16 protein-coding genes are annotated in these 18,967 nt (G+C 56.1%); 13 read left to right on the top strand and 3 right to left on the bottom strand.

Annotated elements, in window-relative coordinates; genetic code table 11:
• Window positions 1-274: 274 nt before the first annotated feature.
• A complete protein-coding gene (locus ACTQ52_RS06640) occupies window positions 275-1,723 on the bottom strand; it encodes an MATE family efflux transporter (RefSeq protein WP_441982130.1) in 1,449 nt (482 codons plus the stop codon).
• Window positions 1,724-2,408: 685 nt separating this feature from the next.
• Here ACTQ52_RS06640 and ACTQ52_RS06635 point away from each other — a divergent pair.
• The 11 genes from ACTQ52_RS06635 to ACTQ52_RS06585 all read left to right on the top strand — a co-directional run bounded on the left by ACTQ52_RS06635 (window position 2,409) and on the right by ACTQ52_RS06585 (window position 14,320).
• Window positions 2,409-2,699 (top strand): co-chaperone GroES, encoded by a 291-nt coding sequence (locus ACTQ52_RS06635; protein ID WP_410043204.1) that lies wholly within the window; start codon window positions 2,409-2,411, stop codon window positions 2,697-2,699.
• A gap of 126 nt (window positions 2,700-2,825) precedes the next feature.
• Entirely contained in the window at window positions 2,826-4,445 is a 1,620-nt protein-coding gene (gene groL / locus ACTQ52_RS06630) for a chaperonin GroEL (protein WP_441226854.1), read from the top strand.
• A 79-nt stretch (window positions 4,446-4,524) separates the two neighbouring features.
• Entirely contained in the window at window positions 4,525-5,016 is a 492-nt protein-coding gene (locus ACTQ52_RS06625) for a hypothetical protein (protein WP_441982129.1), read from the top strand.
• 93 nt (window positions 5,017-5,109) lie between these two features.
• Window positions 5,110-6,576: an IMP dehydrogenase gene (gene guaB, locus ACTQ52_RS06620; protein WP_410043207.1), complete on the top strand. Its 1,467-nt coding sequence runs from the start codon at window positions 5,110-5,112 to the stop codon at window positions 6,574-6,576.
• 209 nt (window positions 6,577-6,785) lie between these two features.
• Entirely contained in the window at window positions 6,786-9,116 is a 2,331-nt protein-coding gene (gene nadE / locus ACTQ52_RS06615; RefSeq protein WP_441982128.1) for an NAD(+) synthase, read from the top strand.
• A 211-nt stretch (window positions 9,117-9,327) separates the two neighbouring features.
• Window positions 9,328-10,101, top strand: coding sequence for a TrmH family RNA methyltransferase (locus ACTQ52_RS06610; RefSeq protein WP_410043209.1), 774 nt, complete (start codon window positions 9,328-9,330; stop codon window positions 10,099-10,101).
• Window positions 10,102-10,136: 35 nt separating this feature from the next.
• Entirely contained in the window at window positions 10,137-11,147 is a 1,011-nt protein-coding gene (gene argF, locus ACTQ52_RS06605) for an ornithine carbamoyltransferase (protein ID WP_441982165.1), read from the top strand.
• Window positions 11,148-11,159: 12 nt separating this feature from the next.
• Window positions 11,160-11,465 carry a DUF6637 family protein gene (locus tag ACTQ52_RS06600; protein WP_441226856.1) on the top strand — a complete coding sequence of 102 codons (306 nt, stop codon included), beginning with the start codon at window positions 11,160-11,162 and terminating at the stop codon, window positions 11,463-11,465.
• A gap of 455 nt (window positions 11,466-11,920) precedes the next feature.
• Complete coding sequence (gene rpoD / locus ACTQ52_RS06595; RefSeq protein WP_441982164.1) at window positions 11,921-13,126, top strand: RNA polymerase sigma factor RpoD; 1,206 nt, start codon at window positions 11,921-11,923, stop codon at window positions 13,124-13,126.
• Window positions 13,127-13,149: 23 nt separating this feature from the next.
• Complete coding sequence (locus tag ACTQ52_RS06590; RefSeq protein ID WP_441226857.1) at window positions 13,150-13,956, top strand: epoxyqueuosine reductase QueH; 807 nt, start codon at window positions 13,150-13,152, stop codon at window positions 13,954-13,956.
• Between the two features lie 67 nt (window positions 13,957-14,023).
• Complete coding sequence (locus ACTQ52_RS06585; RefSeq protein ID WP_410043212.1) at window positions 14,024-14,320, top strand: HPr family phosphocarrier protein; 297 nt, start codon at window positions 14,024-14,026, stop codon at window positions 14,318-14,320.
• Window positions 14,321-14,586: 266 nt separating this feature from the next.
• On the opposite strand, the gene ACTQ52_RS06580 is transcribed toward ACTQ52_RS06585, so the two are convergent.
• Window positions 14,587-15,453, bottom strand: coding sequence for a P-loop NTPase (locus ACTQ52_RS06580; protein WP_410043213.1), 867 nt, complete (start codon window positions 15,451-15,453; stop codon window positions 14,587-14,589).
• 393 nt (window positions 15,454-15,846) lie between these two features.
• Window positions 15,847-16,731: a LysR family transcriptional regulator gene (locus tag ACTQ52_RS06575; RefSeq protein WP_410043214.1), complete on the bottom strand. Its 885-nt coding sequence runs from the start codon at window positions 16,729-16,731 to the stop codon at window positions 15,847-15,849.
• A gap of 397 nt (window positions 16,732-17,128) precedes the next feature.
• Between ACTQ52_RS06575 and leuC the strand changes: the two genes are divergently transcribed.
• The gene (gene leuC, locus ACTQ52_RS06570; RefSeq protein WP_410043215.1) at window positions 17,129-18,394 is read left to right on the top strand and encodes a 3-isopropylmalate dehydratase large subunit; all 1,266 of its coding nucleotides are present in this window, start codon (window positions 17,129-17,131) and stop codon (window positions 18,392-18,394) included.
• A 22-nt stretch (window positions 18,395-18,416) separates the two neighbouring features.
• The gene (locus ACTQ52_RS06565) at window positions 18,417-18,914 is read left to right on the top strand and encodes a 3-isopropylmalate dehydratase small subunit (RefSeq protein ID WP_410043216.1); all 498 of its coding nucleotides are present in this window, start codon (window positions 18,417-18,419) and stop codon (window positions 18,912-18,914) included.
• The last annotated feature ends 53 nt before the right edge of the window (window positions 18,915-18,967 follow it).

The raw sequence follows: 18,967 nt of genomic DNA, 5'->3' as shown, positions 1-18,967 counted from the left end.
AAAAGCAACTATGATTGGATAGTTTGCAGTCATCCGCGACTATTTCGAGCAAAAAACATATCCAGTAATTTCGAAATCACGCAAAATTAGATAAGAGCAGAGTAAAGTCCAACCAGGCGAAGATCTTTAGGAGCCGAGGGAACACTGCGGAACCGGAATACCGTAAAGTTCAACCAGGCGAAGATCTTTATCGAGCCGACTGAATACGCAAAGGCTAATATAAAAATTGTGTCTATAGCTCAGATTTCGTAATCACGATTCCAGAAATATCTGTTTACACGCGGCCTTTCCTGCGGAGCGCGAGATAGAAGGCGATGCAGATGAGGGCGCTGAGAAGGGAGCCGGCAGGGGCGGCGAGGCCCATCGCGTAGAGGGTGTCCGGGAACAGCTTCGTGGCGAGCCATGCGCCCGGGATGCGGACGAGGATCACCGAGCAGAGGTTATGGATGAAGCTGAGGATCGACAGGCCGGAGGCACTGAAGAAGCCGGAGAATGGGAAGTGAATGCCGGCGACCACGCAGTCGAGCACGTAGGTGCACATATACTGCACCGCGAGTGCCTGCACGACCGGATCCTTCGTGAACAGCGTGAAGAACGGCACGGAGATGAACTGGAACAGGATCGCGAAGAGGAGCCCGATGCCACTGGCGAGGCCGACGCCGTACCGGAGTGTCTGGCGCGCCCTCGCTGGATCGCCGGCACCGATCGACTGCGCCGCGATCGTCGACACGGTCGACAGCATGCTGGACGGCACCAGGAAGAGGAAGCTGATCGTCTTCTCGACGATCCCAACTGCCGCCGAGATGTCGACACCACGCCGGTTCGCGATCACGGTGATGATCAGAAACGAAATCTGGATGAAGCCGTCCTGGCAGGCGATCGGGAGGCCAATGCTGAGAATCTGGTGCAGCATCGCCGGGTCCCACCAGGCGCTGCGATCCGCGCAGGCGTGTTCGTTTGAAGACGTCGCTGCGCCTTCGGATGCATGGATCTGCGTTTCCACCCTGTTTTCTATGGCTGCTTCCACAGAAGTATTCCGGACGTCGGCGGTACCATGCTGCCGGCTGCCCGCGGTTGTCTTCCGGATGCCGACGAGCGCAAACGCCACCGACGCGGCCTGCGCCACGACCGTCGCGAGCGCTGCACCCGCTGCGCCCAGCTGCATTGGCCCCATGAAGAGGAGGTCGAGCAGGATGTTGAGGGCACAGGCCACGGCGATGAAGAGCATCGGACTGCGGCTGTCACCCATGCCGCGGAAAATCGAGCTCAGGATGTTGTACGCGACGATAAAGGGGATGCCGGCGAAGCAGATGCGGAGGTACGCGAGGGCCCCCGGGACGGCTTCGGGCGGTGTCGACAGCAGCTGGACGATCGGCTGTGTGAGTCCGAGCAGGGCACAGGTGGCCAGCACGGCGATCATCGCGAAGAGGGTGATCGTGTTCCCGATGGCGCGTCGGATGCCGTCTTCGTCCTCTGCACCGACGAAACGCCCGATCGTAACGGTGGTGCCCATGGCGAGGCCGACGATCATGACGGTCACCATGTGCATAACCTGTGAACCGATCGAAACCGCCGAGATGACATCAGCGCCATTGAAGCGGCCCGCGATGAGCAGATCCGCGAGCCCGTAGAGCGTCTGCAGGAAGTAGCTGAGAAGGTATGGGAGTGAAAACAGAAGCATATTATGGAAGAGATCGCCCTTCGCGAGATTATGTTGAGCCATGGTAAGTCCTCGATATAGGTAGTGTATGAATGCCTGCGTTTAATTCATTATTGTAGCGAATCGCAGAGGATTTGGAAACTAGTACACGTTTATGGCTGATATAAGCTGGAAAATTTCATTAGAATTCAGGCGGTGGGTCCCCGGAGGGGCGGCAACGGAGGCCATACATAGAGACCGTGTGAAATCAAGCCGGGTCCCCTTAGCGGCACTTGGTACTTTTTCCTTAGCACCCTCTGCAACGCTGAGTTTTCATAAAGAAAACTCAGTGATTGCAGAGGGCCTAGTGCCGCTTAGGGTCCCCGGCTTAGATTGAACCGGTCTCGGAGTACTGTGCCTCCGTTGCCGCCCCTCCGGGTCCCCTGCCTGAACTGTTACAAATTTCCGGGCCGCGCGCGTGTTTGTGAAGGAAATGTGAAATCTACAAATTGTTAGCACTCACCACTTGACGTTGCTAACAGACCGTTCTATAATACGTTTTGTTGTTAGAAAAGAAGGCTGGACGCAGAGCGATCGGATGATCGATGGCTGGAAGATCGGGAGATCAGGCGCTTGTGCTGGGAAAACAGCATGATTGCAGGATGAAGTGATCGGTCGACAGCGCATGCGTGCCGGGCTTCATATAAACAGCATCGCCGGGAGGCGAAAAGCCGAAGGGCTGAAAGCAGATATTAAGGAGGTCAATCAAATGAAACTGGTTCCATTATTTGACAGAGTCGTACTTGAGAAGGAGAAGATGGAGGAGACCACTGCAAGCGGTATCGTTCTTCCAGGTCAGAATGATAAGGAGAAGCCGGGTCAGGCACTCGTTGTAGCGGTCGGTCCTGGTGGAGTGGTCGATGGTAAGGACATCACCATGCAGGTGAAGGTCGGCGATCACGTTCTTTTCTCGAAGTATGCGGGATCTGAGGTCGAGGTTGACGGACATAAGTATACAGTCGTAAAGCAGAACGATATTTTGGCAGTCATCGAGAAGTAACATCCGACGGGATGTCGCGTCGGGTCCACGCAGAAGTGGGCAGGACGTCAGACCGACATGAGGATGTAGAGAAGGAAGCATTGGACGAAGAACAGAGGATGCTTCGTAAATCAGGAGGATAAAGCTATGGCTAAGGAAATTAAGTATGGTGTCGAGGCCAGAAAGGCTCTCGAAGCTGGTGTGGATGCAGTTGCAAATACAGTAAAGGTAACCCTCGGACCGAAGGGCAGAAACGTAGTACTCGATAAGAGCTACGGTGCTCCGCTGATCACCAACGATGGTGTGTCCATCGCGAAGGACATCGAGCTGAAGGATCCGTATGAGAACATGGGCGCACAGCTCGTTCGTGAGGTTGCTTCGAAGACCAATGATGTCGCCGGTGATGGTACCACCACAGCGACCGTGCTTGCACAGGCGATCGTGAAGGAAGGTATGAAGAACCTTGAGGCGGGTGCAAACCCGATCATCCTTCGTAAGGGTATCCAGAAGGCCGTGGCAGCAGCTGTGGAGTCCATCAAGGCACAGTCTTCCAAGGTAAAGGGCAAGGATCAGATCGCAAAGGTTGCCGGCATCTCAGCTGGTGACGAGCAGGTCGGCCAGATGGTTGCCGATGCGATGGAGAAGGTTTCCAAGGATGGTGTCATCACCGTCGAGGAGTCCAAGACCATGCAGACCGAGCTGGACGTCGTCGAAGGTATGGAGTTCGACAGAGGCTACATTAGCGCTTACATGTGCTCCGATATGGATAAGATGGAGGCAAATCTCGATGATCCGTACATCCTGATCACCGATAAGAAGATCTCCAACATCCAGGATATCCTTCCGCTCCTCGAGCAGATCGTAAAGATGGGCGCAAAGCTCCTCATCATCGCAGAGGATGTCGAGGGTGAGGCACTCACAACCCTCATCGTCAACAAGCTGAGAGGTACCTTCAACGTCGTTGCGGTCAAGGCTCCGGGCTATGGTGACAGACGTAAGGAGATGCTTCAGGATATCGCGATCCTGACCGGCGGTCAGGTGATCTCCGCAGACCTCGGCCTCGAGCTCAAGGATGCAACCATCGAGCAGCTCGGCCGCGCAAAGAGCGTAAAGGTATCGAAGGAGAAGACCACCATCGTCGATGGTGAGGGCGAGAAGGCGGATATCGACAGCCGTGTCGCTGAGATCAAGAAGCAGATCGAGACCACAACTTCTGATTTCGACCGCGAGAAGCTCCAGGAGAGACTGGCAAAGCTCGCTGGTGGTGTCGCTGTCATCAAGGTCGGTGCAGCTACTGAGACCGAGATGAAGGAAGCAAAGCTTCGTATGGAGGATGCGCTGAACGCAACCCGTGCCGCAGTGGAAGAGGGCGTCATCGCAGGTGGCGGATCCGCTTACATTCACGCACAGGAGGCTGTGAAGAAGGTTGTTGAGTCACTCGAGGGTGATGAGAAGACCGGTGCAAGAATCGTTTACAAGGCACTGGAGGCTCCGCTGTTCACCATCGCTTCGAACGCAGGTCTCGAGGGCGCTGTTATCGTCAACAACGTACAGAACACAGAGGTCGGCCATGGCTTCGATGCACTCCACGAGGAGTATGTCGACATGCTCGAGGCCGGTATCCTGGATCCGGCGAAGGTAACCAGAACCGCTCTTCAGAACGCGGCTTCCGTCGCTTCTACACTGCTCACCACTGAGAGCGTAGTCGCAGATATCAAGGAGCCGGCACCTGCTATGCCAGCACAGCCACAGGGTGGAATGTACTAATTAAATAAAAAGCGTTATAATAAATCCGGGTCGCATCGCGGCCCGGATTTTTGAAACCAAGGAAAAAGGAGGATGACAGATGGATGATTATATCGAGCACATGACGAAGGGAAAGCAGCCGGCCTACTGGACGGTGCTGCTGGTGATCGCGGGCGCGCTGTCCGTACTGTCACTGCTGTTTGCGTTTTATAACGTGTTCGGCATCCTGCTCTTCATCGCGGTGAGCCTCGGCACCTACGTGGTCTGGCTCTTCTCGAAGGTGGAGTATGAGTATACCTATGTCGGCGGTGGCTTCACGATGGACCAGATCCTCAACAAGACGCGCCGTCGTCAGCTGGTTGATACGAATGCTTCCGAGCTGATCGTACTCGCTCCGCAGAACTCGGACGCGGTCCGTGCAGAGCTCCAGAACGCGAAGGTCATCGACTGTGCCGGCGACTGTCCGGCCGATCGGAAGTTCGGCTATGTATACAACCGTGCGGGGCAGAAGACCTGCATGTATATCGAAGTGACCGATGCACTGCTGCGCGAGGCGAGAAGATGTATACCGCAGAAGGTAAAACTGAACTGATTTTTGGATGAAAGACGGGTTGAAATTCAATCCGCCTTTTGTTATACTCGTTTAAATTTTATGAAAAGTCGCGATTTGAAAGGAGATTCTTCTATGGCCAAGATTATCGGTGATGGTATTACGTTTGATGACGTGCTGCTCGTTCCGCAGTACTCCGAGGTCGTTCCGAACGAAATCGACGTTTCCACCTATCTTACGAAGTCAATTCATCTCAACATTCCATTCATTTCTGCAGGTATGGATACCGTTACAGAGCATCAGATGGCGATCGCCATGGCGCGCTGCGGTGGTATCGGTATCATCCACAAGAATATGTCGATCGAGCAGCAGGCAGAGGAAGTCGACATGGTAAAGCGCTCGGAGAATGGTGTCATCACCGATCCGTTCTTCCTGACCGCAGATCATACCCTGAAGGATGCCAATGATCTCATGGCGAAGTTCCGCATCTCCGGCGTGCCGATCACCGAGGGCAAGAAGCTCATCGGTATCATCACGAACCGTGACCTCGTTTTCGAGGAGGACTACACGAAGAAGATCAGCGAGTGCATGACGAGAGAGCACCTCGTAACGGCGAAGGAGGGTACCACCCTCGAGGAAGCGAAGCAGATCCTCGCACGTGCAAAGGTTGAGAAGCTCCCGATCGTCGATGATGAGGGTAATCTGAAGGGTCTCATCACCATCAAGGATATCGAGAAGCAGATGAAGTATCCGAACGCGGCGAAGGATGCACAGGGCAGACTCCTCTGCGGTGCTGCACTCGGTATCACAGCCAATGTTGTCGAGCGTGCACAGGAGCTCATCAACGCACATGTAGACGTCGTCGTTCTCGACTCTGCACATGGCCATAGTGCAAACGTTCTGAAGTGCGTCAGCATGCTGAAGGAGAAGTTCCCGGATCTTCAGATCATCGCAGGTAATGTCGCGACCGGTGAGGCGACCGAGGCCCTCATCAAGGCCGGCGCCGACTGCGTAAAGATCGGTATCGGACCGGGCTCCATCTGTACGACCCGTGTCGTTGCCGGTATCGGTGTTCCACAGGTATCTGCGGTTATGAATTCGTTCGAGGTAGCCGACAAGTACGGCATCCCGATCATCGCCGATGGTGGTATCCAGTACTCCGGTGATGTCGTGAAGGCGATCGCTGCAGGTGGCAGCACCGTCATGATGGGTTCTGTATTCGCAGGCTGCGACGAGGCACCGGGTGAGTTCGAGCTTTACCAGGGCCGTAAGTACAAGGTATACCGTGGCATGGGATCGCTCGGTGCGATGAAGCAGAAGAACGGTTCTGCGGATCGTTACTTCCAGGCGAACGCGAAGAAGCTCGTACCAGAGGGTGTCGAGGGTCGTGTCGCATACAAGGGCCGTGTAGAGGATACCATCTTCCAGTTCGTCGGTGGTCTCCGTGCAGGTATGGGCTACTGTGGTGCGAAGGATATCACGACGCTGCAGCATAGCAGCCAGTTCGTGAAGATCTCCAGCGCTTCCCTGAAGGAGTCACATCCGCATGATATTCATATCACGAAGGAAGCACCGAACTACTCGGTAGAGAATAACGACTAAAAAACAGTTCGTATGACCGGAGTGCCGCCAACAGAAGCACAGTACTCCGGTAACAGACGAAACTGATTTATCAATTACCCGAAAGGTCAGGCTGCTATGGGCCTGACCTTTTTTTATTTCCGTGCTAAAATTATATCCATCTTATGGCACGAGGTCGCTGTATTGCGGTCGATGTCTACATTTGAATTCTATTTCTGAAAGAGTGTGTTATGATCGAAGGATTCCTGCGGGTGGCGGTGGCCACGCCGAAAATCAAAGTTGCTGATGTGCGTTTTAATACCGAGGCGGTGCTTCGTGAGATCGTGGAGGCGGATCGTCAGGGTGTTTCGCTGCTGGTGTTTCCGGAACTGGTGCTGACGGCGTATACCTGTGCGGATCTGTTTCACCAGACGATCCTGATCGAGCGGGCAGCGGCGGCGCTCGATGAGGTAGCAGAGGCGACACGTCGCACGCAGCTCGTGGCGGTGGTCGGTGTGCCGTATATGGTCGACCACAAGCTCTATAACTGTGCGGCGGTGCTGCACGCCGGCCGCATCCTCGCGCTGGTGCCGAAGAAGAACCTGCCGAACTACAGCGAGTTTTATGAGCGTCGCTGGTTCACACCGGGACAGACGCGTGTCGTGACGCTGACGCATCGCTCGGCGATGACGGGTGAGGAGTACGCGATTCCGTTTGGCATGAACATCCTCGTGGAGGCGATGGATCGTCCGGATTTCCGCCTTGCATGTGAGATCTGTGAGGACGTCTGGGTGCTGGATCCGCCATCGACCCGCCATGTGCTCGCCGGTGCGACCGTGATCGCGAACACCTCGGCCTCCGATGAGACCGTCGGCAAGGACAGCTACCGTCGGGAGCTGATCCGCTCGACCAGTGCGCGGCTTGTGTCCGTCTACTGTTATGCCAATGCTGGCGACGGGGAGTCTACCACGGACCTGGTCTTCGGTGGCCAGGATATCATCGCGGAGAACGGCTCCGTCGTGACGGAAGGAAAGCGCTTCAACACCGGTCTTTACATCGCAGATGTCGACCTCCAGCGCATCATGCAGGAGCGTGCCCGCATGACGACCTTCCCGGAGATCGATGATGCGCTCCGTGACGAGTACAGCATCGTGAAGTTCCGCTTCACGCCGGTAGCCGAGAAGACGGGCGAGGGCGTGGGTCCGGCGAAGGAAATCGCCGGGGGCGCGGCACAGACATCGGACGATGCGGAGAATACTTCGCCTGCAGCCGCACAGCCGCGCAAGAAGTCCTTCGAGGAGGTCTTCGCGGCGTACGTCGGTCAGCAGGCGCCGACCGCGGTGACAGCGACCGGCGCGTCAGCGCAGACGGGCGTCGGCGGGGCGTACCGGGCGGCCACCGGTGTAGTGGCGGAGACATTGGCCGGACAGCTCGCGGCGGACGCAGCCGACCTCCGACGCTATGTCGACCCGAAGCCGTTCGTACCGAGCAGCGCGGCGGAGCGTCATGCCCGCTGTGATGAGATCTTCACGATCCAGGCGCTCGGTCTTAAGAAGCGACTCGAGCACACCGGCTGTCAGTCGGCCGTGGTCGGCATCTCCGGCGGCCTCGACTCGACCCTGGCGCTGCTCGTCATCGCGCGCGCCTTCGATATGCTGGGTCTGCCACGTGAGAATATCATTTCCGTGACCATGCCGGCCTTCGGTACCACGGATCGCACATACAATAACGCGGTGACGCTGACGCGTCTTCTGCACGCGACGCTGCGGGAGATCAACATCAAGGCCGCGGTGCTGCAGCATTTTCAGGATATCGGGCACGATCCGGAGGATCACTCTGTGGTCTACGAGAATGCGCAGGCGCGTGAACGGACGCAGATCCTTATGGACATCGCGAATCAGTCGAACGGCATCGTCATCGGCACCGGCGACCTCAGTGAGCTCGCGCTCGGCTGGGCGACCTACAACGCCGATCATATGTCGATGTATGGCGTCAATGCCGGCGTCCCGAAGACGCTGGTGCGCTACCTCGTCAAGTTCGTCGCGGATACTTCGGAAGACGCGGACCTCGCCCGCTGTCTGAACGACATCTTCGATACGCCGGTGAGTCCGGAGCTGCTGCCGCCGACCGGCGACGGCCAGATCAGCCAGAAGACCGAGGACCTCGTCGGCCCGTATGAGCTTCACGACTTCTTCCTGTACCAGATCCTGCGCTACGGCTTCAGCCCGCGGAAGGTGTACGCGCTCGCGCTCCACGCCTTCTCGGCAGAGAATCAGGTGGGGATGCAGGCGAAGAACGACGTGGTGGCGAAGAGTGATGACGGAGTACAGCCTGTGGGTGAAGTGACGACAGCAGCGGCAGAGACATTGGCAGCGGGACAGGCGGAGGTCTATGACGCAGCGATGATCCTCAAGTGGCTTCGGAAGTTCTACTGGCGCTTCTTCTCACAGCAGTTCAAGCGCAGCTGCCTCCCGGACGGCCCGAAGGTCGGCTCCATCGCAGTCTCCCCGCGCGGTGATCTCCGTATGCCGAGCGACGCCGTCGTCCAGATCTGGATCGACGAGCTGAAGGAGCTGGACTGAAGCTACGATAAATAAACTAGTGACGATGGCCATCGTGCAGTCGGATGAAGATCCGGAAGCGCGGTGGCTTTTTTAATTGTCTGAAATAAGATATAACGCCAGGTTTGAGCTGTGATCCTTCAATTAGTTTAACGACCGACTTGAAAAATGTGGATAAACGAGCACTATTAATAATGCTAACGTTCGATTACTTTGAGTTTTAGGAGGCGCTGTGGAGCGAATTACATCCACTGGAAATAAACTGATCAGAGAGGTACGGGACCTCGAGAAAAAGGCGCGGGCGCGTCGCGAGAGCGGGCTCTTCATCGCGGAGGGCGAGCGGCTGTGCAGCGAGATTCCGGCGGCGTACATCGAGCGGATCTTCGTGGCAGACGATTATGACGGTCGCCTGCCGGAGGCTGCGGGCGATGGGGCGCAGCGGGCACTGAAAATCTTTCAGGTGCCGCGTGAGCTGATGGAGCACATGTCCGACACGAAAAACAGTCAGGGCATCCTCGCGGTGGTGCGACAGAAGAAGTACACGGAGCTTCCGGGCGACTTCTTCCTGATCCTCGATACGCTGCAGGATCCAGGCAACATGGGCACGATTTTCCGTACCGCGGAGGCGGCGGGGGTCGATGGCATCCTCATGAACCGCGACTGCGTGGATGTGTACTCGCCGAAGGTGGTGCGTGCGACGATGGGCGCGATGTTCCGTATGCCGTTTATGGTCAGCGATGACCTGCCGGCGGAGATTCAGCGCATGAAATCCGAGGGCGTGCAGGTCTACGCCGCGCATCTCCGGGGCACGAAGAACCACTGGGACTTCGACTATCGTCAGCCGACCGCGTTTATGATCGGCAACGAGGGTAACGGCCTCCAGGATGCAATCGCCGACCTGGCCGACACCTACCTCCGCATCCCGATGATGGGACACACGGAGTCGCTCAATGCAGGCGTCGCAGCGTCTGTGCTGATGTATGAAGTTTTACGTCAGCGAAGTTAACATGACACTAAGAAGAAAGGAAGAGGAATCAGATGATTGATTTAACTGGACGCGACTTTTTGAAATTACTTGACTATACACCGGAGGAAATCAATTATCTCCTCGATGTGGCTGCCCGTCTGAAGGCGGAGAAGAAGGCCGGTGCGCAGCCGGGACAGACCCTGCACAAGACGAGCTTTCCGGGTAAGAACATCGCCCTGATCTTCGAGAAGAACTCGACGAGAACGCGCTGCTCCTTCGAGGTGGCGGCGGCCGACCTCGGCATGGGCTCGACCTACCTCGGACCGACCGGTTCGCAGATCGGCAGCAAGGAGTCGATCGCGGATACCGCGCGCGTGCTGAGCCGTATGTACGACGGCATCGAGTACCGGGGCTTCGGCCAGGATCTCGTGGAGGAGCTCGCAAAGTACAGCGATGTGCCGGTCTGGAATGGACTGACGAACGAGTTCCATCCGACGCAGATGCTCGCCGACATGCTGACGATTCGTGAGCATCGTGGTGACCTGAAGGGCCAGAAGCTGGTGTATATGGGTGACGCCCGCTACAACATGGCGGATTCCTACATGGTCGTATGCGCGAAGCTCGGCATGCATTTCGTGGCCTGCGCACCGAAGGCGTACTGGCCGAACGCAGAGCTGATCGCGACCTGCCAGGCGGTGGCGGCAGAGACTGGAGCGATGCTCAGCTTCACGGAGAGCGTGCCGGAGGCCTGCCAGGATGCAGACGTGATCTGCACCGATGTATGGGTATCCATGGGCGAGCCGGACGAGGTCTGGGCGCAGCGCATTCACGACCTCAAGCCGTATCAGGTCAATGCGGACGCTTTCCGCTACGCGAAAGACGACGCCATCTTCCTGCACTGTCTGCCGGCCTTCCACGACACAAACACGAAGATCGGCAAGCAGATCTACGAGAAGTATGGTCTCACCGAGATGGAAGTGTCTGATGAAATCTTCGAAGGCCCGCACAGCGTCGTCTTCGACGAAGCAGAGAACCGCATGCACACCATCAAGGCAGTGGTGTATACGACTCTCGGCGGTAAATAACGTAGGAGTTTTATGGCAAGAATCAATGTAGCAGGGCGGCAGCCGTCCCGCATGCTCGACATGGTGCATATCATCATCGGCATCGTGATCGTGGTGATGGCGGTGATGGCGTTTATCGATCCGACCGAAAATATGGTACTGTTTCCGCTGATCTTTTTCGCGGCCGCGATCCTGAAGATCGTGAGCGGAGCAAATACGATTCTGAACGCGAAGCGGGCACATGAGCACACGAGCCCACAGGGCACGATCGAACTCGTCGTCGGCATACTCATCGCCGTACTCGGCGTGGTGTCGGCCGTGAGCGTCTGGGTAGTGTAGGAGAGTGTAAGAGTTTGTATCAAACAAACTCTGGAACGACTTCCCACAGAACTTGTTCTGTGCCCGAAGGGCTGAACTCGAGCCATACAAGCTCGAGTTCAGGGTATTGCATAAAGCAGACTCCGGAACGATATCCAGCAGAGCTGTGCTCTGCTCCCCGAAGGGGCTAAGTTCAGGCATCCCTGGCCTGAACTTAGGGCAGTGTAAGAGTTTGTATCCATGCCTGCTTCTTCATATTCACGCGTGCATGAGAGGTCCGCAGTTTGTGGGACGGTGCGTAGATGGAAACGCAGATCAGCGGAGTATGCTGGATGTAGGCATTGGACAAATATAGAGTAACCCGGTTATGATGCGTGTCGTCATCGCCACGGAATGTAGGACAGGAGGGTAGTATGGCCAGAAAGAAAGCATCTGATGAGAAGACCACCAAAAAGAAGGTGAATGAAAAGCCGGAAATCAGCAAGGAGGAGCTCGTCAAGAAGATCGAAGCGCTCTGCAAGCAGGCGGAGCAGAACAAGAACACCATCAGCCAGGCCGATATCAATGACGCATTCCGTGATTATGCGATCACCGATGATCAGATGGACAGCATTGACCGCCTCATCGAGAACCGTGGCTTCGACATCGAGCCGCTCGAGGAGGAGCTCGACAGCTTCGAGGATGGTGATCTGCCGGATCTCGACGATGACGATGTCGTCGATGATGTCGTGGGTGAGGATGGTGTCGACGTCGAGGGTGTTGCATCCGATGACGAGGGCCCGAGCGAGGCAGAGTACAAGCAGGTCGAGGCAGAGAATGTCGACCTCGATGCGGTCGATCTCCTCGAGGGGATCGGTACCGAGGACCCGGTGCGTATGTACCTGAAGGAGATCGGTACGGTCCCGCTGCTGTCTGTGGAGGAGGAGTACCGTCTCGCCGTGCGGAAGTCCCAGGGCGATGAGATCGCGAAGCAGCGGCTCATCGAGGCGAACCTGCGTCTCGTGGTGTCCATCGCGAAGCGCTATACCGGTCGTGGCATGAGCTTCCTGGACCTCGTGCAGGAGGGCAACCTCGGTCTCATCAAGGGTGTCGAGAAGTTCGACCCGGAGAAGGGCTTCAAGCTTTCAACCTACGCGACCTGGTGGATCCGCCAGTCCGTAACGCGTGCGCTGGCCGATCAGGCGCGTACCATCCGTGTGCCGGTGCACATGGTCGAGACCATCAACAAGATGTCGAAGATGCAGCGTAAGCTGACGCTCGAGCTCGGCTATGAGCCGTCCATCAAGGAGCTCGCCGACCACCTGGACATGAGCGAGGAGAAGGTGCAGGAGATCATGCAGATCGCGCGTGAGCCGGCCTCCCTCGAGACCCCGATCGGTGAGGAGGATGACTCGAATCTCGGCGATTTCGTCGCGGATTCGAACGTCGTTTCACCAGAGGGCAATGTTGAGTCCGTGATGCTGCGCGAGCATATCGATACCCTGCTCGGCGATCTGAAGGAGCGTGAGCGTCAGGTTATCGTGCTCCGTTTCGGCCTCGAGGACGGTCATCCGAGAACCCTCGAGGAGGTCGGCAAAGAGTTTAACGTCACCCGTGAGCGTATCCGTCAGATCGAGGCAAAGGCGCTCCGCAAGCTGCGGAACCCGGTCAGATCGAAGAGAATCAGGGATTTCTTACAGTAAATCCATGAGAGGGAATTTATAGAGTGAATCAAGAAACCGAAGTGCCGGTATATATCAAACCGGAACCGAATACGAAGAACTACCAGCGTCTGATGGAGCAGGAGATCAGCCGGTGGCGGGAGCAACCGGGGCGACGTCCTCGGCTCCTTCTTCATAGCTGCTGCGCACCGTGCTCCAGTGCGGTGCTGGACGCGCTCTGTGCGGACTTCGATATCACACTGTTCTACTACAATCCGAATATTTCCACGGAGGCTGAGTTCACGCATCGCGTGGACGAGCTCCGGCGCTTCTGCCACGAAACGGGCATCGATGTGGAGCGGCAGGACAGCGCAGGGCATCTGCTCGGCGCCGTTGAGGTCGTCGTGCCACCGTATGATCACCGGGAGTTCCTCGCCATCGCGCGCGGCCACGAGCGGGATCCGGAGCGCGGCGAACGCTGCCACCTCTGCTACCGCCAGCGCCTCGAGCGCACCGCGGAGTACATGGAGGAGATGAACCAGGCATGCGCTGCGGCGCAGTGCAGCGAAGATTCGGCGAAAGAAAGATCGGCGGCATGTGCGGAAGCGCAGCGCGTGGAGAGCGGAGCGGAAGAGACAAACGATGTCGGAACGCATCGCCCATTTGACTATTTCTGCACGACGCTCACGCTGTCGCCGCTGAAGTCCTCGGAGGTGCTCAATGTCATCGGCGAGGACATCGGGAAGGCGCATGGACTTTCGTTTCTGCCGTCCGATTTCAAAAAGCGCGGCGGCTACCAGAAGTCGATCGAGCTCTCAAAGCAGTATGAGCTGTACCGGCAGAACTTCTGTGGCTGCGAGTTTAGCCGTTAACAGTCATTGATTTCGACATTCCAAAATCGTATTATGTATATAAGAAAAGCAAAGGAAGGGGAGCGATATGGTAACAGGCGAAGTAGATGTTATTAACGAGTCGGGTCTCCATTTAAGACCGGCCGGCGTGCTGACGCAGACATGCATCAAGTTTAAAAGCAATATCTATCTCTATAACGGAGATCGAAAGATCGTCGCGAAGTCCGTTCTCAACGTGATGGCCGCCGGTGTAAAGCAGGGTGCACATCTCCGCGTGGAGTGCGATGGACCAGATGAAGAGGAGGCTCTGCAGGCCGTGATCGAGGCCATTTCCACCGGTCTCGGCGAAGGCGTCAAGTACAGTAGTAAAGACCGATTATTTTGAGTGTAGAAGAGTGTAGGAGTTTGCATCAGGCAAACTCCGGAACGATATCCCACAGAGCTGTGCTCTGTGCCCGAAGGGCTGAACTTGAGCCTTACAAGTTCAAGTTCAGGGCAGGGCTAAAGTCGGGCCTCGATAGCCCGACTTTAGGGCATTGCATCAGGTAAACTCCGGAACGATATCCAGCAGAGCTAAGCTCTGCTTCCGAAGGGCTAAAACCGAAAAAATCAGCCGGGTGATTTTTCACCCGGCTGATTTTTTTCTATAGATTACCTGCTGAAATCGATGACCGCCTGTACAGCGTCCTGGATCTCCGGAAGCTCGATGCCTTCGACCGCACCGGCGTCCATATAGGCCGCGTTCTTCGGGTCCATCGGCAGCTTCGCCAGCACCTTGAGGCCGTGCTGTGCTGCGACTTCATCCACATGACTCTCGCCGAAGACATTGACCTTCTCACCGCAGTGCGGGCAGATGAGGTAGGACATGTTCTCGATGAGACCGATGACCGGCACACCCATCTTATCCGCCATGTTTACAGCCTTCGTCACGATCATGGAAACAAGGTCCTGCGGAGAGGTGACGATGACGATACCGTCGATCGGGAGGGACTGGAAAACAGTCAGCGGAACATCGCCGGTTCCTGGTGGCATGTCGACGAACATGTAGTCGACGTCCTTCCACTGAACCTCAGACCAGAACTGCTTGACGGCCTGTGCGATGAGGGAACCACGCCAGATGATCGGGTCGGTCTCGTTCTCGAGCAGGAGGTTCGAGGAGATGATTTCGATACCGTCGGCACTTCTGTCTGGAATCATGAGCTTGCCATCTGGGGTGACGCCGACGCCGTCATTCGACAGACCGAAGGCCTTCGGGATGGACGGACCGGTGATATCGGCATCGAGGATCGCAGTCTTGAAGCCGGCCTTGTGGGTGCCACAGGCGAGGAGGGAGGTGATGGTGGACTTGCCGACACCGCCCTTACCGGAAACGACGCCGATCACCTTCTTAACGCTGCAGCCATCTGCAAGCTTCGCGCGGAAATCCTCTGGATTTGCGTGGCGGGAAGCACAGTCGGAACCACAGGAACCGCAGTTGCCGTTGCAGCTGGAAGGACTCTGATTTTCTAATTCTGCCATATAAGTAAACTCCTTTCAGGATGTGAAGATACGCTCCATGGACTCGATGTTCATCGTGTACACGGATCACCATGAGTGCGCTGCCCCGGAAGAACGACGCGTATGCCCGAATCGTGACGCACGGTTTTGCACTCAACCTTATAACCATACCACAGAAAAAGGCTCCCGTCCATCCGACGGAGGCCCTTAGATTGTTCTAAATTCTATATTCGTAACAGTTCAGCCAGGGTGATTTTGTAAGCCGGATAATTTTTAAGGGATGTCCATACCGGGCGCGTAAATAGATAAAGGCAATCGAATGGGGTGGACAAACAAAAAGAGACGCTCGGCATAGGCGTCTCGTAAAAATCAGCCGGGTGAGAAGCCTCCCCGCATGAACTGCTCCAAATTCGATCAGTCAAGAATGCTCAGGAACGCATCGAGTGACTTTCCGGTGTTGCCGGCGTTGTATACATAGCCGACGCTGCGGGATGGTACCGGGAACTGGGTCGGGATCTCGATGAGGCTGCCTTCGTCGAGCTCCTTCTGTACGAGTTCGCGGATCACGCAGCCGATGCCGATGCCGATCTTCGCGAAGTCCACGAGCAGATCCATCGTGGTGACCTCGAGGACCTGTGCCGGTTCGATGCCCATGGTCTTGAAGTAGTCATCGATATGACGACGGGTCATGTTGTTCTGGTCGAGGAGCATGACGTTGCCCTCCTGGAAAGGATCACAGTCCTCGCCGTACATCGCCTTCAGATTCTCGAGATACTGCGGTGTCGCGACGAAGGTGTCGTGAATCTGCTTCGGGTGAACGAAGCGGAGCTCCGAACGACGTGTGCGCGGCTCGGCGGTGAGACCGATATCGATTTTTTTCTGCTCGAGCAGAGCGAGTGTCTGTGCGGTCGACTGTGTGATGATCGACACACGGATGTTCGGATACTTCTGCATGAAGGTCTGGAGATATGGCAGCAGGATGTAGCGGCAGAGTGTCGTCGATACACCGATCTGCAGGTGGCCGATATTGAAATCCTTCATACGCTTCAGCTCGGTCTCCGCGTTATTGATATTATCAAACGCATCCTTAATATAGCGGTAGAGCACCGTGCCCTCCTCTGTCAGCGTAACACCGCGCGAATTCCGGTGAAAGAGCTTCGTATCGAGTCCGTCCTCGAGCTTCACGATGGACTTGGAGATCGCCGGCTGTGAGATATACAGCTTCTTCGCGGCCTTCGAAATGTTGCCGCAGCTCGCAACCTCGTAGAAAATTTTATAACCTGACAGATTCTGATCCATGATAATTCCCCCTAAGATAAGGTCGTCTGACCGTAACTGAACATATCGTCATGCGGCTGAGTGAATGCTTCCGATGACGTTCCTGACCTTATCCGAATTTCTTCAACGCTTTAAAGCAAAGTAATGAATAAGAGTCATTTTTAATATAACATATTTTTTCGACATAACACAAGATTATTTGTAACATGTTTTGACATAACCTCGCAAATAATTGTGTGCAAAGTGCGAAAAACAAGTATAGGCAAAATAACGTACGGTGATAATGATTATCAAAAACATATATTATGATTATACCTGGAGGGGTGCTATAGTGTGTGAAAGAGTTTGCATAGAGCCACTAAATAAGAAGGAAAGCGCAACGTAGCGTCCTTGTCAGGATATAGAAGAGGAGTTAAGTATGGGAATGACGATGAGCCAGAAGATTCTGGCGAAGCATGCAGGACTGGAGTCGGTGAGCGCGGGGCAGCTGATCATGGCGGAGCTCGACCTCGTTCATGGCAACGATATCACGTCGCCGGTGGCGATCCGCGAGATGAAGAAGCTGGATCAGAAGGACGTGTTCGACCAGGAGAAGGTTGTACTGGTCATGGACCACTTCGTTCCGAATAAGGATATCACGAGTGCGAAGTGCACACAGATGTGCCGGAACTTCGCGCATGAGCAGGGGCTTACGAACTACTTCGATGTGGGACAGATGGGCATCGAACACGCGCTGATCCCGGAGAAGGGACTGATCGTCGCGGGTGAGCTTTCCGTCGGTGCGGACTCACATACCTGCACCTACGGCGCGCTCGGAGCATTCTCGACCGGTATTGGCTCCACCGATATGGCGGCGGCGATGGCGACCGGCAAGCTCTGGTTCAAGGTGCCGACGGCGATCCGGGTTAACATCATCGGCAAGAAGCAGAAGTGGGTGTCCGGTAAGGACGTCATCCTGCACCTGATCGGCGAGATCGGCGTGGATGGTGCACGCTACCAGTCCATCGAGTTCACCGGCCCTGGCGTCGCGGAGCTCAGCATGGACGACCGTTTTACGATCTGCAACATGGCGATCGAGGCGGGCGGAAAGAACGGAATCTTTCCGGTTGACGAGAAGACCATCGAGTATATGAAGGCGCATTCTACGAAGCCGTACACCGTTTACGAGGCGGACGCGGATGCGGAGTACACACGTGAGGTGACGATCGACCTCTCGACTCTGAAGTCGACGATTTCCTTCCCGCATCTTCCGGAGAACACCCACGAGCTCGGCAGCTTCGGGGACATCAAGATCGACCAGAGCGTCATCGGCTCCTGCACGAACGGACGTATCCAGGATATGCGCGAGGCGGCAGAGATCCTGCGTGGTCGCAAGGTGGCACCGGATGTACGCTGCATCGTCATCCCGGGCACCCAGGACATCTACATGCAGATGCTGAAGGAAGGCCTCGTCATGGACTTCATCGAAGCCGGCGCGGTCGTATCGACCCCGACCTGCGGACCATGCCTCGGCGGTTACATGGGTATCCTCGCACCGCATGAGCGCTGCGTCTCGACCACCAACCGTAACTTCGTCGGCCGTATGGGTGACACCACCTCCGAGATTTATCTCGCTTCCCCGGCCGTTGCAGCCACATCTGCCGTCACCGGTAAGATCTCAGGACCAGCTGACTTAGGACTTTAACTCCGGAATGAAAGGAAAATATATGAACGCAGAGGGTAAGGTTTTAAAATATGGCGACAATATCGACACGGATGTCATCATCCCGGCACGATATCTCGCGATTCAGGATAAGAAGGAGCTGGCATCCCACGCGATGGAGGACATCGACCAGGACTTTCTGAAGAAGCTTAATGCCGGCGACATCGTGGTCGCTGGCAAGAACTTCGGCTGTGGCTCCTCCCGTGAGCACGCGCCGCAGGTACTTCAGACCAGCGGCGTCGGCTGTGTCATCGCCGAAAGCTTCGCGCGTATCTTCTATCGGAACGCGCTGAATATCGGCTTTCCGATCATCGAGGCACCAGAGGCCGCCCAGGCCATCGCCGAGGGCGATCGGGTAAAGGTAGACTTCGATACCGGGCTCATCACCGACGAGACGACCGGAAAGACATTCCAGGGACAGCCGTTCCCGGAGTTTCTGCAGAAGATGATCGCTGCCGGCGGACTGATGGCTTACGTCAATCAGAATGGCGGAAAGATCTGATCACAAAGATGATCGCCGCCGGACGAATGGCTTGCGTCAGCCAGAATGGCGGA

This window comes from Oribacterium sp. Sow4_G1_1, assembly GCF_052116105.1.
GTDB lineage: Bacteria > Bacillota > Clostridia > Lachnospirales > Lachnospiraceae > Oribacterium.
The sequence above is the reverse complement of the archived record's forward strand: the minus strand, read 5'-3'. Positions and strand labels throughout refer to the sequence as shown.

Excerpts from the sequence above, each read along its gene's own strand:
- leuC (WP_410043215.1), top strand. The coding sequence starts at position 17,129 with ATGGGAATGACGATGAGCCAGAAGATTCTGGCGAAGCATGCAGGACTG.
- ACTQ52_RS06565 (WP_410043216.1), top strand. The coding sequence starts at position 18,417 with ATGAACGCAGAGGGTAAGGTTTTAAAATATGGCGACAATATCGACACG.
- ACTQ52_RS06585 (WP_410043212.1), top strand. The coding sequence starts at position 14,024 with ATGGTAACAGGCGAAGTAGATGTTATTAACGAGTCGGGTCTCCATTTA.
- ACTQ52_RS06635 (WP_410043204.1), top strand. The coding sequence starts at position 2,409 with ATGAAACTGGTTCCATTATTTGACAGAGTCGTACTTGAGAAGGAGAAG.
- guaB (WP_410043207.1), top strand. The coding sequence starts at position 5,110 with ATGGCCAAGATTATCGGTGATGGTATTACGTTTGATGACGTGCTGCTC.
- ACTQ52_RS06580 (WP_410043213.1), bottom strand. The coding sequence starts at position 15,453 with ATGGCAGAATTAGAAAATCAGAGTCCTTCCAGCTGCAACGGCAACTGC.
- ACTQ52_RS06625 (WP_441982129.1), top strand. The coding sequence starts at position 4,525 with ATGGATGATTATATCGAGCACATGACGAAGGGAAAGCAGCCGGCCTAC.
- groL (WP_441226854.1), top strand. The coding sequence starts at position 2,826 with ATGGCTAAGGAAATTAAGTATGGTGTCGAGGCCAGAAAGGCTCTCGAA.
- ACTQ52_RS06640 (WP_441982130.1), bottom strand. The coding sequence starts at position 1,723 with ATGGCTCAACATAATCTCGCGAAGGGCGATCTCTTCCATAATATGCTT.
- ACTQ52_RS06600 (WP_441226856.1), top strand. The coding sequence starts at position 11,160 with ATGGCAAGAATCAATGTAGCAGGGCGGCAGCCGTCCCGCATGCTCGAC.
- nadE (WP_441982128.1), top strand. The coding sequence starts at position 6,786 with ATGATCGAAGGATTCCTGCGGGTGGCGGTGGCCACGCCGAAAATCAAA.
- ACTQ52_RS06575 (WP_410043214.1), bottom strand. The coding sequence starts at position 16,731 with ATGGATCAGAATCTGTCAGGTTATAAAATTTTCTACGAGGTTGCGAGC.